The 13809-nt window shown below is 73.5% G+C and carries 11 protein-coding genes; 2 read left to right on the top strand and 9 right to left on the bottom strand.

The annotated features are described in order from the left end of the window. Positions 1-139: 139 nt before the first annotated feature. From ABT403_RS06085 to ABT403_RS06065, 5 genes are all read right to left on the bottom strand, one after another. On the bottom strand, positions 140-1303 hold the full coding sequence (locus ABT403_RS06085) for an acyl-CoA dehydrogenase family protein (RefSeq protein WP_344162900.1): 1164 nt from the start codon (positions 1301-1303) through the stop codon (positions 140-142). After that, a complete protein-coding gene (locus tag ABT403_RS06080; protein WP_344162897.1) occupies positions 1300-3207 on the bottom strand; it encodes an acetyl/propionyl/methylcrotonyl-CoA carboxylase subunit alpha in 1908 nt (635 codons plus the stop codon). The genes ABT403_RS06085 and ABT403_RS06080 overlap by 4 nt, the downstream gene beginning before the upstream one ends. A gap of 8 nt (positions 3208-3215) precedes the next feature. Continuing rightward, positions 3216-4814: an acyl-CoA carboxylase subunit beta gene (locus tag ABT403_RS06075; RefSeq protein WP_344162894.1), complete on the bottom strand. Its 1599-nt coding sequence runs from the start codon at positions 4812-4814 to the stop codon at positions 3216-3218. Then, the gene (locus ABT403_RS06070; RefSeq protein WP_344165750.1) at positions 4811-6664 is read right to left on the bottom strand and encodes an acyclic terpene utilization AtuA family protein; all 1854 of its coding nucleotides are present in this window, start codon (positions 6662-6664) and stop codon (positions 4811-4813) included. Before ABT403_RS06070 ends, ABT403_RS06075 begins: the two co-directional genes overlap by 4 nt. Before the next feature lie 71 nt (positions 6665-6735). Next, positions 6736-7536 carry a TIGR03084 family metal-binding protein gene (locus ABT403_RS06065; RefSeq protein ID WP_344162891.1) on the bottom strand — a complete coding sequence of 267 codons (801 nt, stop codon included), beginning with the start codon at positions 7534-7536 and terminating at the stop codon, positions 6736-6738. 354 nt (positions 7537-7890) lie between these two features. Here ABT403_RS06065 and ABT403_RS06060 point away from each other — a divergent pair, with 354 nt between their 5' ends. Beyond that, positions 7891-9507, top strand: coding sequence for a CocE/NonD family hydrolase (locus ABT403_RS06060; RefSeq protein WP_344162888.1), 1617 nt, complete (start codon positions 7891-7893; stop codon positions 9505-9507). Positions 9508-10051: 544 nt separating this feature from the next. Here ABT403_RS06060 and ABT403_RS06055 read toward each other — a convergent pair. Next, complete coding sequence (locus tag ABT403_RS06055; protein ID WP_344162885.1) at positions 10052-10309, bottom strand: hypothetical protein; 258 nt, start codon at positions 10307-10309, stop codon at positions 10052-10054. Beyond that, complete coding sequence (locus ABT403_RS06050; protein ID WP_351648143.1) at positions 10302-10445, bottom strand: hypothetical protein; 144 nt, start codon at positions 10443-10445, stop codon at positions 10302-10304. Before ABT403_RS06050 ends, ABT403_RS06055 begins: the two co-directional genes overlap by 8 nt. 180 nt (positions 10446-10625) lie before the next feature. On the opposite strand from ABT403_RS06050, the gene ABT403_RS06045 reads away from it, so the two are divergent. Then, the gene (locus ABT403_RS06045; RefSeq protein WP_344162882.1) at positions 10626-11891 is read left to right on the top strand and encodes a helix-turn-helix domain-containing protein; all 1266 of its coding nucleotides are present in this window, start codon (positions 10626-10628) and stop codon (positions 11889-11891) included. Here the strand turns inward: ABT403_RS06045 and cutA are convergent. Further along, positions 11888-12205, bottom strand: a complete 318-nt coding sequence (gene cutA, locus ABT403_RS06040) for a divalent-cation tolerance protein CutA (protein ID WP_344162879.1) — start codon at positions 12203-12205, stop codon at positions 11888-11890. The two genes, ABT403_RS06045 and cutA, sit on opposite strands and share 4 nt — an antisense overlap. A gap of 593 nt (positions 12206-12798) precedes the next feature. Then, entirely contained in the window at positions 12799-13764 is a 966-nt protein-coding gene (locus tag ABT403_RS06035) for an EamA family transporter (protein ID WP_344162877.1), read from the bottom strand. Between the last annotated feature and the right edge of the window lie 45 nt (positions 13765-13809).

The raw sequence follows: 13809 nt of genomic DNA, 5'->3' as shown, positions 1-13809 counted from the left end.
TACGCGGCGCCCCGGGCCCGCCCCGCGCCCCGATCCGCCCGCCCCCCTCCCGGTCAGGGCGCGCACGGCTTCGGGTTCACCCGGTCGGGGCGGGGAGCGGCTCCGGGCAGCGGCGGCCCTCCCCCGGGCCGGACCGGGCTCAGTACGACTTCGGGAGCCCCAGCGTCTGGTGGCTAACGAAGTTGAGGATCATCTCGCGGCTGACCGGCGCGATCCGGGCGACCCGGGCCGCCGTGATCAGGGACGCCAGCCCGTACTCCCGGGTGAGCCCGTTCCCGCCGAGGGTGTGCACGGCCTGGTCCACCGCCCGCACGCACGCCTCCCCCGCCGCGTACTTCGCCATGTTCGCCGCCTCCCCGGCCCCCATGTCGTCCCCGGCGTCGTACAGCCGCGCGGCCTTCTGCATCATCAGCCGGGCCAGTTCGAGCTCGATGTGCGCAGCGGCCAGTGGGTGCGCGACGGCCTGGTGGGCGCCGATCGGCTCCTTCCACACCTGCCGGGTGCGGGCGTAGTCCACCGCCCGGCCCAGCGCGTAGCGGCCCATCCCGATGGCGAAGGCGGCCGTCATGATCCGCTCGGGGTTCAGGCCCGCGAACAGCTGGAGGAGCCCCGCGTCCTCGTCGCCGACCAGCGCCCCGGCGGGCAGCCGGACCTCGTCCAGAACGAGTTCGAACTGCTTCTCCGCCGCCTGGAGTTCCATGTCGATCACCGAGCGGGTGAACCCCGGCGTCTCGCGGGGGACGATGAACAGGCAGGGCTTCAGCCTGCCCGTGCGGGCGTCCTCGGTGCGGCCGACGATCAGTGTGGCGTCGGCGATGTCCACGCCGGAGATGAAGACCTTGCGGCCGGTGAGGACCCAGTCGTCGCCGTCGCGCCGGGCGGTGGTGGTGATGCGGTGGGAGTTGGAGCCGGCGTCGGGTTCGGTGATCCCGAAGGCCATGGTGCGGCTGCCGTCCGCGAGGCCGGGCAGCCAGGCCCGCTTCTGTGCCTCGGTGCCGAAGCGGGCGATGACCGTGCCGCAGATGGCCGGGGAGACGACCATCATCAGCAGCGGGCAGCCTGCTGCGCCCAGTTCCTCCAGGACGATGGAGAGTTCGGCGATGCCGCCGCCCCCGCCCCCGTACTCCTCGGGCAGGTTGACTCCGAGGTAGCCGAGCTTGGCGGCGTCGGCCCACAGCTCGTCGGGGTGGCCGCCCTCGCGGGCGAGGCGGGCGAGGTAGTCGCGGCCGTAGCGCTTCCCGAGGGCGGCGACGGCGGTGCGCAGGGCCTGGTGCTCTTCGGTCTCGGTGACGGCGGGGCTCATGACGGCGTTTCCTCCTGGACTACGGCGAGCAGGGCGCCGAACTCGACCTGTTGGCCGGTGGCGGCGTGGAGCGCGGTGAGCGTGCCGGAGGCGGGGGCGAGGATGCGGTGCTCCATCTTCATGGCCTCCAGCCAGAGCAGGGGCTGTCCGGCGGTGACGGCGGTGCCGGGGGTGAGGCCCTCGGCGACGCGGACGACGGTGCCGGGCATGGGGGCGAGCAGGGAGCCCGGTTCGGTGCGGTCCAGGGGATCGGGGAACCGGGGGACGGGGGTCAGGGTGTGGGAGCCGAGCGGGGAGTCCACGTAGACGGTGTTCGATTTGCGTTTCACGTGGAACACCCGCCGGACCCCGTCGACTTCGAGGGTGACGCGTTCCGGTGCGGCGGCCAGCACGTGTACGCCGGGCCGGTCGACGGGGTGGTGGCGGACCTCGTGCTCGGTGCCGGCGACGGTGTAGCGGCGGGTCTGCGGCTGGGAACGGAGGTTGCGCCAGCCGCCGAGCCGGGCCGCGAGCGGCGCGCCGGGGGCGGGTGCGGCTTCGGCGAGGGCGGCGGCGAGGCAGGCGAGGGCGGGGTCGGGGGCGCCTTCGGTGAGGGCCTCCAGGTGGCGGTCGTAGAAGCCGGTGTCGAGCCGGGCGGCGGTGAAGTCCGGGTGGCGCAGGGAGCGTACGAGCAGATCGCGGTTGGTGGCCGGGCCGTGGACGCGGGTGCGGGAAAGGGCGTCGGCGAGGACGCGGACGGCTTCGGCGCGGGTGGGGGCGTGGGCGATGACCTTGGCGAGCATGGCGTCGTAGTGGACTGAGACGCTGTCCCCTGCGGTGAATCCGGTGTCGACGCGGACGTGCTCCGGGAAGGAGAGGGTGTGCAGGACGCCCGTCTGCGGGCGCCAGTCGAGGGCCGGGTCCTCCGCGTACAGGCGGGCCTCGACGGCGTGGCCGGTGGGCTCGGGCGGGGTGGGCGGGAGGGGTTCTCCCTCGGCGACGCGGAGCTGGAGGGCGACGAGGTCGAGGCCGAAGACGGCTTCGGTGACGGGGTGTTCCACCTGGAGGCGGGTGTTCATCTCCAGGAAGTACGGGCGCCCGTCGGCCCCGACGAGGAACTCGACCGTGCCCGCGCCCCGGTAGGAAACCGCCCGGACGGCGGCCACGGCGGCGGTGTGAAGGCGTTCGCGAAGCTCCTCGGGGAGGGCGGGGGCCGGGGCCTCCTCGATCACCTTCTGGTGGCGGCGCTGGAGGGAGCAGTCGCGGGTGCCCAGGGCCCAGACGGTTCCATGGGCGTCGGCGAGGACCTGCACCTCGACGTGGCGGCCGCGTTCCACGTACGGCTCGGCGAAGACCTCGCCGTCGCCGAACGCGGACAGGGCCTCGGCGGCGGCCGCGTCCAGGGATTCCTTGAGCGAGTCGAGGTCGCGTACGACGCGCATCCCGCGGCCGCCTCCGCCCGCCGCGGCCTTCAGCAGCAGGGGCAGGTCGGCGGCGGTGGCGGTGGCGGGGTCGACGGGTTCCAGCAGCGGCACACCGGCGGCCCGCATGAGCTCCTTGGCCCGCGTCTTGGAGGCCATGGCCTCGATGGCCTGCGGCGGCGGGCCGATCCAGGCCAGCCCCGCGGCCTCGACCCGGCGGGCGAAGTCCGCGTTCTCGGAGAGGAAGCCGTACCCGGGGTGGACGGCGTCCGCGCCCGCCGCGCGGGCCGCCTCGACGATCAGGTCGGCGCGCAGATAGGTGTCCGCGGGGGCGGCCCCGGGCAGCCGGACCGCGGTGTCGGCCGAACGGACGTGCAGGGCGTCGGCGTCGGGGTCGGAGTGGACGGCGACCGTGGCCAGGCCCAGGGCGCGGGCCGTGCGGAAGATCCTCACGGCGATCTCGCCCCGGTTGGCGACGAGGAGGGAGGTGATCGGGTTCGTCATGGGCGGGCTCACATCCGGAAGACGCCGAAGCCGCCACGGGCGCCCTCGACGGGGGCGTTGTGGACGGCCGACAGGCACAGGCCGAGGACGGTACGGGTGTCGCGCGGGTCGATGACGCCGTCGTCGTACAGCCGCCCGGACAGGAACATGGGAAGGGACTCGGACTCGATCTGCGCCTCGACGAAGGCCCGCATCCCGGCGTCGGCCTCCTCGTCGTACGGCTGTCCCTTGGCGGCGGCGGACTGCCGGGCCACGATCGAGAGCACTCCCGCGAGCTGCTGCGGGCCCATGACGGCGGACTTGGCGCTGGGCCAGGCGAAGAGGAACCGGGGCTCGTAGGCCCGGCCGCACATGCCGTAGTGGCCGGCGCCGTAGCTGGCCCCGATGAGCACGGACAGGTGCGGGACACGCGAGTTGGACACCGCGTTGATCATCATCGAGCCGTGTTTGACGATGCCGCCCTGCTCGTACTCCTTGCCGACCATGTAGCCGGTGGTGTTGTGGAGGAAGAGGAGCGGGATGTCGCGCTGGTTGGCGAGCTGGATGAACTGGGCGGCCTTCTGCGACTCGGCGCTGAACAGGACGCCTTGGGCGTTGGCGAGGATGCCGACGGGATAGCCGTGGAGGCTGGCCCAGCCGGTGACGAGGCTGGGGCCGTAGAGGGGCTTGAACTCGTCGAAGTCGGAGGCGTCGACGATGCGGGCGATGACCTCGCGGGGGTCGAAGGGGGTCTTCAGGTCGGGCGGGACGATCCCGAGGAGCTCCTCCGCGTCGTACAGCGGCTCCGGCGCGCACGGCGGTTCGGGGTAGGGCTTGCGGTGGTTGAGCCGGGCCACGATGCGGCGGGCCTGGCGGATGGCGTCGTACTCGTCGAGGGCGTAGTGGTCGGCGAGGCCGGAGACGCGGGCGTGCATGTCGGCGCCGCCGAGGGACTCGTCGTCGCTCTCCTCACCGGTGGCCATCTTGACGAGGGGCGGACCGCCGAGGAACACCTTGGAACGGTCCTTGATCATGACGGTGTGGTCGGACATCCCCGGGATGTAGGCGCCGCCGGCGGTGGAGTTGCCGAAGACGACGGCGACGGTCGGGATGCCGGCGGCGGAGAGCCGGGTGAGGTCGCGGAAGATCGCCCCGCCCGGGATGAAGATCTCCTTCTGGGAGGGCAGGTCGGCGCCGCCGGACTCGACGAGGCTGATGCAGGGGAGCCGGTTGCGCAGGGCGATCTCGTTGGCCCGAAGGGCCTTCCTGAGGGTCCAGGGGTTGCTGGCGCCGCCGCGCACGGTGGGGTCGTTGGCGGTGATCAGGCACTCGACGCCCTCGACGGTGCCGATGCCGGTGACCATCGAGGCGCCGACGGGGTGGTCGCTGCCCCAGGCGGCGAGCGGGGACAGTTCGAGGAACGGGGTGTCGGGGTCGAGGAGCAGCTCGACGCGTTCGCGGGGCAGCAGCTTGCCGCGGCCCCGGTGGCGGGCGGTGTACTTCTCCCCGCCACCGGCGAGGGCCTTGGCGTGCTCGGCGTGCAGGGCGTCGAGCCGCTCCAGCGCCGCGGTACGGGCCTGCGCGTACTCGGGGGCCAGCGGGTCGACGGCGGTTCCGAGACGGGTCATGGGCGGATCCCCTCCGGGGCGGATGGTGCCCCGTCGGGGGCGGGCGGTGCCCCGGCAGGGGCGGGCGGTGCCCCGGCGGGGGCGGGTGGCAGGAGGTGCGTCGGGATGTCCACGTGACGGGCGCGGAGCCATTCGCCGAGGGCCTTGGCCTGGGGGTCGAACCGGTGCCCGGAGGCGACGCCGGCGCCGAGGATCCCGGCGACGGTGAAGTTCAGGGCCCGCAGGTTCGGCAGCTCGTGGCGGGCCACGGCGAGGGGCGCCGTTTCGGGGAGCAGGGCCTGGAGGGCCGGGGCGGTGAGGGTGGCACGCAGCCATTCCCAGACGGCGTCGCTCTCGGCCCAGACCCCGATGTTGGCGTCACCCCCCTTGTCCCCGGACCGGGCCCCGGCCACCAGCCCGAGCGGGGCACGGGTGGTGGGGCCGGAAACTCCGCCCCCGGACGGGGTCCGGGGCGGAGCCCCGGTTCCGGGAAGGGGCCGGGCGGGGGAATCCAGCTCACCGTCCCCGCCCCGCGGCCGGGCGCCGCCCGGGAGACCGGGACCGGCCTGGGGGCCGGAGCCGCCCGGGAGGCCGGGGCCGCCCGGCCCGGCCCCGGCCGGCGGGACCTCCACCCTGGCCCCGTCCGGGAGGACGGCCGTGTGCGGGACGGAGGCCGCCGGGACCAGGGTGGAGGTGAACACCCCGTACGGCTGGGCCGGTCCCGGCGGGGTCGTGACGTGGAAGCCGGGGTAGCTGGACAGGGCCAGTTCGACCGCCGCGCCCGTCAGACCCCTCCCCACCCGGTCCGGCGACGGGTCGCGGACCACCAGCCGCAGCAGGGCGCTCGCCGTCTCCTCGGTGTCCGCGTCCGCGTGATCGGTGCGGGCCAGCGTCCAGCTCACCCCTTCCACCTCGGCCAGCGCGTCCGCGAGCTGCTCGCGCACCAGCGCCGCCTTCGCCTCCACGTCCAGGCCCGTCAGGACGAAGACGACCTCGTTGCGCCAGCCCCCGACCCTCGTCACCCCCACCTTCAGCGTGTCCGGCGGCGGCTCCCCCACGGTCCCGCTGATCCGGACCCGGTCCGCGCCGTCCGGGGTGAGGCGGACCGTGTCCAGGCGGGCGGTGACGTCGGGGCCCAGGTAGCGCGCGCCCTGGGTCTCGTACAGGAGTTGCGCGGTGACCGTGCCCGGCGAGACGAGCCCTCCGGTGCCGGGGTGCTTGGTGATGACCGCCGAGCCGTCCTCGGAGACCTCCGCCAGCGGGAAGCCGGGCCGGCGCACGTCGTGGGCGGTGAAGAAGGCGTAGTTGCCGCCGGTGGCCTGCGTACCGCACTCCAGGACGTGGCCCGCGACCACCGCCCCCGCCAGCCGGTCGTACTCCCCGGGCCCCCAGTCGAACCACCACGCCGCCGGCCCGCTCACCAGCGCCGCGTCGGTGACCCGGCCGGTGACCACCACGTCCGCGCCCGCCCGCAGGCAGGCGGTGATCCCGGCCCCGCCCAGGTACGCGTTCGCGGTCAGCGCCCCCTCCAAGGCCCCCGCCGAAGCCCTCGCCCCCTCCGCTGCCGCCGCCGCGTCCCCGTGCCGCATCAGGTCGTCGCCCTCGACGTGCGCGACGCGTACGGGCACCCCCACCTTGTCCGCCAGCGCGCGCACCGCGTCCGCCAGCCCGGCCGGGTTCAGCCCGCCCGCGTTGGTGACGATCCGCACGCCCCGCTCGTGCGCGAGCCCGAGCCCCTCCTCCAGCTGCCTCAGGAAGGTCTTGGCGTAGCCGAGGTCCGGGTTCTTCAGCCGGTCGCGGCCGAGGATCAGCATGGTCAGCTCGGCGAGGTAGTCGCCGGTGAGGACGTCGAGCGGGCCGCCGGTCAGCATCTCGCGGACGGCGCCCAGCCGGTCGCCGTAGAAGCCCGAGGCGTTGCCGATGCGCAGCGGGCGGCGGCCGGTCACCGCTCGCCCCGCGGCTCGCGTCCGGGGCCGGCCGGGCCGGCGAAGGCCTGGGCGATGTCCAGCCAGCGGTCGGCGTCGGGGCCCTCGGCGGTGAGGGCGAGGTCGGCGCGGTGGGCGCGCTGGGTGACCAGCAGGCAGAAGTCCAGCGCGGGCCCGGTGACCCGCTGCCCGGCGCCCTCGGGCCCGTACGCCCACACCCCGGCCCCGTCGGGGGCGGTCAGCTCCACCCGGAACTCCCCGTCCGGCACGGCCAGTCCACGCACGGCGTACGCGTAGTCCCGCGCCCGCACCCCGATCCGCGCCACGTGCCGCAGCCGGGCGGTCGGGGCGCGGCGCACGCCGAGCGCGTCGGCGACGTCCTGGCCGTGGGCCCAGGTCTCCATCAGCCGGGCGCTGGCCATCGAGGCCGCCTTCATCGGCGGCCCGTACCAGGGGAACCGGGCGTCGGGCGAGGCTGCGGCCAGGGCCCGGTCCAGCGCCTCCCGCCCGTCCCGCCACCGCGCCAGCAGCTCGGCGGGCGCCAGCCGGGCGCCCTCCTCGGCCCCCTCGTCGACGAAGGAGTCGGGCGCCTTGAGGGCCGCCTCCGCCTCCCGCGCGAACGCCTCGGCGTCGGTGAGGGCGAGCAGCGCGGCCCGGTCCGTCCAGTGCAGGTGCGCGATCTGATGGGCGATGCCCCACCCCTCGGCGGGCGTCGGCCGCGCCCACACGGGCTCGGCCAACTCCCCTACCAGGGAGTCGAGTTCACGGCCCTCTTCGCGGAGATCGGCGAAGACGGCGACGACGGACGGCTCGGGCACGGCGTGCTCCCCTCTCGGCGTGAGGGGAAGCCTGGCAGCCGTCCGAGAAACAATCAAGCACGCTTGCATGATTTTCATTCAGCACCACCCGATTCCCGCCACCCGCCAACCAGCGGCCCACGGCGCCGACTTGAACCCACCAGCCCCTTCCCCCGAGGCCCACGCCCCCGACGGCGTCCGCCACCCCCACGGGCGATTCCGGCCGTCCCCCTCAAGCCCCCGGGCACGCCCCCGCGCGCCGTGCCGATACTGGGTGCGCCGCCCGTACCACCGGAGCACCAGCAGCGCACCCGCCTCCCCCACGTCCGCACACGTCCATGCCACTCGACGACGAGACGATGAGGATGATCCGACGTGCACCCTGCCGCCCACTCCCTCCACCCCGAACTCGACGCGACCGCCCTCACCGCCTTCGCCACCGCCCTCGAGACCGGCGAGACCGGCCGCCTGGCGCCCGCCCGGGCCGCCGAGGTCGGGGCCGTACGGGCCGCCGCCGTCTTCAGCCGGGGCAAGGTGACCGGCGCCGACGGGGACCTCCTCGACGCCGCCCTCTGGCGGCACACCGGCTCCGGGGCGCGGCCGGTGGTCGTGATGCCCGCGCCGTGGACGGACCTGGGCTGGCCCGCGTACGCCGTCCAGGCCTCCCGGTTCGCGGTGCGCGGCTACGACGTCATCGCCTACAGCCCGCGCGGGTTCGCCGCCTCCGAGGGCCAGTCCGACCTCGCCGGACCGCTCGACGTCACCGACGGCCGGCACGCCCTGGACCACCTCCTGGAACGCGCCGCCGGGCCGGTCAGCCGGATCGGCGTCCTCGGCCTCTCGTACGGCGCCGGGATCGCGCAGCTCGTCGCCGCGCACGACGCCCGGGTGGACGCGGTGGCGGCGCTCAGCGGCTGGGGCGACCTCGGGGAGGTGCTCGGCGAGAACGCCACGCGCCGCACCGCCGCCGTCCACGCCCTGCTCACCGCCTCCCCCCGGGCCCGGCTCAGCCGGCCGGCGGAGCGCGTCCTGGAGAACGTCCTCGCGCGCCGGGACGACCGGGAGACCCGCACGTGGGCGGAGCTGCGCTCGCCGTTGACGTATGTCAAGGAGCTGGGGCGGCGGCGGGTGCCGGTGTTCTGCGCGCACGCCTGGCACGAGACCCTCTTCCCCGCCGGGCAGGTGCTGCGGATGTTCCAGGAGCTCACCGGCCCCAAGCGCATCGACCTCTCCATCGGCGACCACGCCGGCCCCGAGTCGAGCGGCCTGCCCGGACTGCCCAACCGCGTGTGGACGGACGCCCACCGCTGGTTCGACCGCCACCTCCTCGACCTCGACAACGGCGTCGACGAGGAGGGGCAGGTGCTCTGCGAGGTGATGTGGAGCCGGGCCCTGGAGCCCTCCCCCACCTGGCCGCCCCCCACCCGTCTCACCCGCCGCCTGTACCTCACCGGCACCGGCGACCTGACCGGGGAACCCGACCCCGGCTGGGCGGCGGGCGTCGTGTGCGGGATCGACACCCCGGTGACCGTCGCCGACGCGATCGTCCGCTCCGGTTACGAGGAACTGGCGGGCCGGCCCAGGCGCCACCCGGACGCCGCCGCGATGGACCGCACGGCCGCCGCCGTGTGGACCGCCGCCCCGGCGGCGGACACCACCCGCCTGCGCGGCACCCCGCGCCTGCGGGTCACCTACCGGGCGGCGAACTCCGGCTCCACCTTCGTGGCCCACCTCCTGGACCTCGCCCCCGACGGCTCGGCCCGCCTGATCACCCACGCCCCGTTCAGCGACCTGGACTCCCCGCCGGACAGCCTGATCAGCGCGGACATCGACCTCCAGCCGACGGCGTACGACCTCCCCCCGGGCCACCGCCCCATGCTGGCCCTCACCGCCCGCGACCCCTTCTACGCGGACGCCAACCTCCCCAGGGCCACCCTGTCCTTCACCTCCCCGGAACCGACGCCGTCGTACGTGGAGCTACCGCTGGGGTGAGGAGGTACAGGGCACGGCGGGGGCCCGCTTTTTCCCCCGCGAGGGGCCGGGGGCCGGGCGGTGGCTGCCCACCCGCCCGGCCGGGGGTGGGGGCGGGGCGGGGGTGGCACGGTGCGGCGGGGCCGGGGAGGGTCGGGACTTGAGCCGACCGGTCTCAGGGAGGGTTGGGGGTTTCCCGTCAGTCTCATCGTCCTTCCGCGTCGGGCCGCCCTGTCAAGGGCGCTCCTTCGTCGCGTCGCTACGCGATGTCGCTGCGCTCCACCCTTGACAGACCGCCCCGCCACGAAAAGCCGAAGACTGCCGGGAACCCCCCAAAGGAACGGGACGGACCGGAGAGGGACATGCGGCCGTATCAGCGACCAGTCGGGCGGGCCGGGACACGGCAGACCACCCATCCGACCCCCATGAGCAGCAATCTGGACTACCCCACGCACCAGATCGCTACGCGCTCCCCATTTCTCAGCGTCCGCCGACCGCCTGTGGCCGCTACCCGCACGAAATGCCAATCAGGGAGGCATCCGGGGCCGATAGGCGCGTCAGATCGCTACGCGCTGCCCAGGGCTCGGCGTCTGGCGGCCGTCTGGGGCTGGTCATAGGCGGGGACGATGTTCTCGACGGCGGTGGTGAACTCTCGGCCGGATACGCCCCGGATGTAGGCGAGTTCCATCCAGCGTTGGTAGGTGGGGCAGTCGGAAACATTCTCGTTGATGACGGCCATCAGCTCGCCCTCGGCGCCGGAGGCGAGGTCGCGGACGCGGCGACGCAGAAGGCGATGGGGAACGTACTCGTAATGCTCACTCATCGGAAAGCTCCCCCATGGAATCGACGAAACGCTCCCAACCGACGCGAGCACGTTCGAGGAGCTTGTTGCTGAGCTCAGGACAGGGTTCGAACCCGGGCCACGGGGGATCCGGGTCGTCATGGTCGTCGTTGGTCACTGCGAGGCCTCTTGCTCTCAACTACGCGGTCATCCCTCAAGTCGGGTCGAGGGTGTGACCAGTGAACCGGCTTGCAGGTTTGAGGAGATGGGCCAGGCGGCATGGCCGTTTCGGAGACATGGCCGCGTTTCATGGCCACGCTGGTGGGCGGAACGCGGGGACAGCCGGAGGGCAGTGAACGTGGCCGAGGACGAAAGCGGCGTGGAGACGTCTGGCCCGCTGTTGCGGCGGTTGCGCAAGGAGAGCGGGCGCACGCAGGAAGAGCTGGCGGAGGGCTTGTCGGCCAGGCGGGGGTATCCGCTGGAGCAGGGCACGGTGTCACGGTGGGAAAACGAGGAGCGACTGCCGGATCCGGCCTCTCGCGCTCTCCTAGCAGCCGAGCTCGGCATCCCGGAGCAGGAGCTGAAACGGGCGGTACAGCTCGCCCGCCGGCTCCGCCGCCAGGGTCGGAACCAGACGCGTCAACACGATGAGGAGCAGGATGTGGAACGCCGTGACTTCATCGGCCTCGCGGGGCTGGCCGTCATACAGCCGTCCTTGCCCCTGAGCTCCGGGCGCAGACTGGGAGCTGACGCGCCCGGATTCCTGGCCCAGCGAACAGCTCGCCTGCGGCGACTGGACGACTTCATGGGCGGCGGCGACACCTATCGCATGTACACGGCTGAGCTGTCTGCCACGACCAGGCTGGTCAAGGAGGGCGTCTACACCGAATCGGTGGGACGTGAACTTCGAGGGATCATCGCGGAACAGGCCCAGCTCGCGGGATGGGCAGCGTACGACGCAGGGATGTATGAGGAGGCTCGCCGCCATTACCTGACCGCCTTGGCCGCTTCGAAGACGGTCGAAGACAGGTCTCTGGAGGGGAACTCGCTGGCCTTTCTCGCGTACTTGGAATGGGCGGTGGGCGGCAGCTCCGGCATTGCGTATGCGGAGGCGGGGCTGCGGGCGGTTGAACGCGATGCCGCGCCGGCGGTCCGGGCCTTGTTGGCAGACCGTCTGGCGTGGCAGTACGCGACGTCGGGCCGGGCACGAGATGCGGACCGCGCTTTGTCGCTCGCCGATGAGGCCATCCATGACCGAGGCGATATCCCTGTGCCGGACTGGGCGTACTGGGTGGACCGCGACGAGATCCTGATCATGACAGGACGCTGCTGGACGGAGCTGCACAGGCCGCTTCGGGCGATCCCAGCCCTGGAAGACGCGCTGAGCCGGTACGACGACACCCGGGCAAGGGACAAAGCTCTGTACCTGTCCTGGCTCGCGTCGGCCTATCTGGACGCAGGAGAGGTCGAACACGCCGCCACCGTTACCGGCCGGGTGCTCGACCTCTCTGTGGATCTGGCGTCCACGCGCCCGGCGACCCGCGCACGGATGATGATGAAGCGACTGGAGCCGCATCGCGCCCTGGCTCCAGTGGGTGCGCTTCTGGAACGTGCGCAGGGTTAGCGAGTGGCTCGGGTAATCCATTCCAGGTACTCGGCGCGGCCGGCGTCGATGGCGAAGGCAATGACCTCCGGGGAGTCGTACGGGTGGTGTGACACGAGGTGTTCTTCCAGGGCCTCGTACCGGTCCCCACTGGTCCTGAAGGTCACCTGCCACTCCGTGCCGTGGGAGACCGTGCCGAGGTGTCGGTAGGTGGTCTCGATGGGTCCGGTCACCTGCCCGGAGGCCGCCAGATTCTTCTCGACGGCCGAACGGGAGAGGGCACGGGCGGCCTCCTGGGTATCGGTCGTCGTCAGCACGATCATGAAGTCAGCCATGCAGGCACGGTAGCCCGACAGTTCTCTGAGCGGCTGGGATTCCCTGGTGCAGGTAGCGACCGCAGACGGCCGCCGGGCGCCGAGATGACAGGAGCGCGTAGCGATCTGCTGCGGCTACTGGTCCCGGATGCCTCTCTGATTGGCATTTCGTGCGGGTAGCGGCCCCAGACGGGCAGTGGACGCCGAGCAATGAGGAGCGCGTAGCGATCTGGTGCGTGGGCTGGCCCGGATTGCCGTTTGGCGTTGTCGGGGGCCGGATGTGTGGGCTGCCGTGGCCAGGTCTGCCCGGCTGGGCGCTGATGCCGCCGCATGTCCAAGGAACGTCCGTCCCGTTCCTTTGGGGGGTTCCCGGCAGTCTTCGGCTTTTCGTGGCGGGTCGGGCTGTCAAGAGTGGAGCGCAGCGACATCGCGAAGCGACGCGACGAAGGAGCGCTCTTGACAGGCCGGCCCGACGCGGAAGGACGATGAGACTGACGGGAAACCCCCAACCCTCCCTGAGACCGCCCGGCTCAAGTCCCGACCCTCCCGGCCCCGCCCGCTGTCCAGTCGCCGCCCGGAGGGACCCGGCGCCCGCCCGTCGGCCCGCAGGCGGGTCAGGGCCTCTGGGCCCGGACCGCGCCCATGCTCGCCGCTATGACCAGGGCTATCGCCAGGGCGTCCAGGGCGGACATCGCCTGGTGGAGGACCAGGAAGCCCGCCGTCGCCGCGATCGCCGGTTCCAGGCTCATCAGGATCGCGAACGTCGGGGCCGGCAGGCGGCGGAGGGCGAGGAGTTCCAGGGTGTAGGGGAGTACCGAGGAGAGGACCGCCACGCCCAGGCCCAGGGCCAGGGTGCTGGGGACCAGGAGGGCGGAGCCCGCCTCGGCCACGCCCAGGGGGAGGGAGATGACCGCCGCCACCGCCATCGCCAAGGCCAGGCCGTCCGCCTGGGGGAAGCGGCGGCCGGTGCGGGCGCTGAAGACGATGTACGCCGCCCACATCGCGCCCGCGCCCACCGCGAAGGCCGCGCCGAGCGGGTCCAGGGAGCCGAAGCCGAGGCCGCCGCCGCCGTGGCCGGAGAGGAGGACCACGCCGCCCAGGGCCAGGCCGGCCCACAGGAGGTTGACCAGGCGGCGGGAGGCTATGACGGAGAGGGCCAGCGGGCCGAGGACCTCCAGGGTGACCGCCGGGCCCAGCGGGATGCGGTCGATGGCCTGGTAGAAGAGGCCGTTCATGCCCGCCATGGCCACGCCGAAGGCGACGACCGTGCCCCAGTCGGCCCGTGTGTAGCCCCGCAGCTTGGGCCGGCAGACGGCCAGCAGCACCAGCGCGGCGGCCGCGAGCCGCAGCGTGACCACGCCCGCCGCGCCCGCCCTCGGCATGATCATGACGGCGAGGGCGGCGCCGAACTGCACCGAGACGCCCGCCGCGACGACGAGTGCCACCGGGCCGAAGCCGCCCCGGAGCCCGCCGGGAGCGCCGGGAGCGCCCTTGGGGGTCGGGGTGGCCGGGGTGGCCGGGGTGGCGGACGCCGTCGTTCCGGTGGGGGGTTTCGTGGGGGAAGCGGAGGGTGCGGGCATTTCTCCAGATTAAGGGGTGGGTAAGGGTCGTGCCTCCGTGTTCTC

Source organism: Streptomyces sp. NPDC000075 (genome assembly GCF_040301925.1).
GTDB lineage: Bacteria > Actinomycetota > Actinomycetes > Streptomycetales > Streptomycetaceae > Streptomyces > Streptomyces polychromogenes.
The sequence above is the reverse complement of the archived record's forward strand: the minus strand, read 5'-3'. Positions and strand labels throughout refer to the sequence as shown.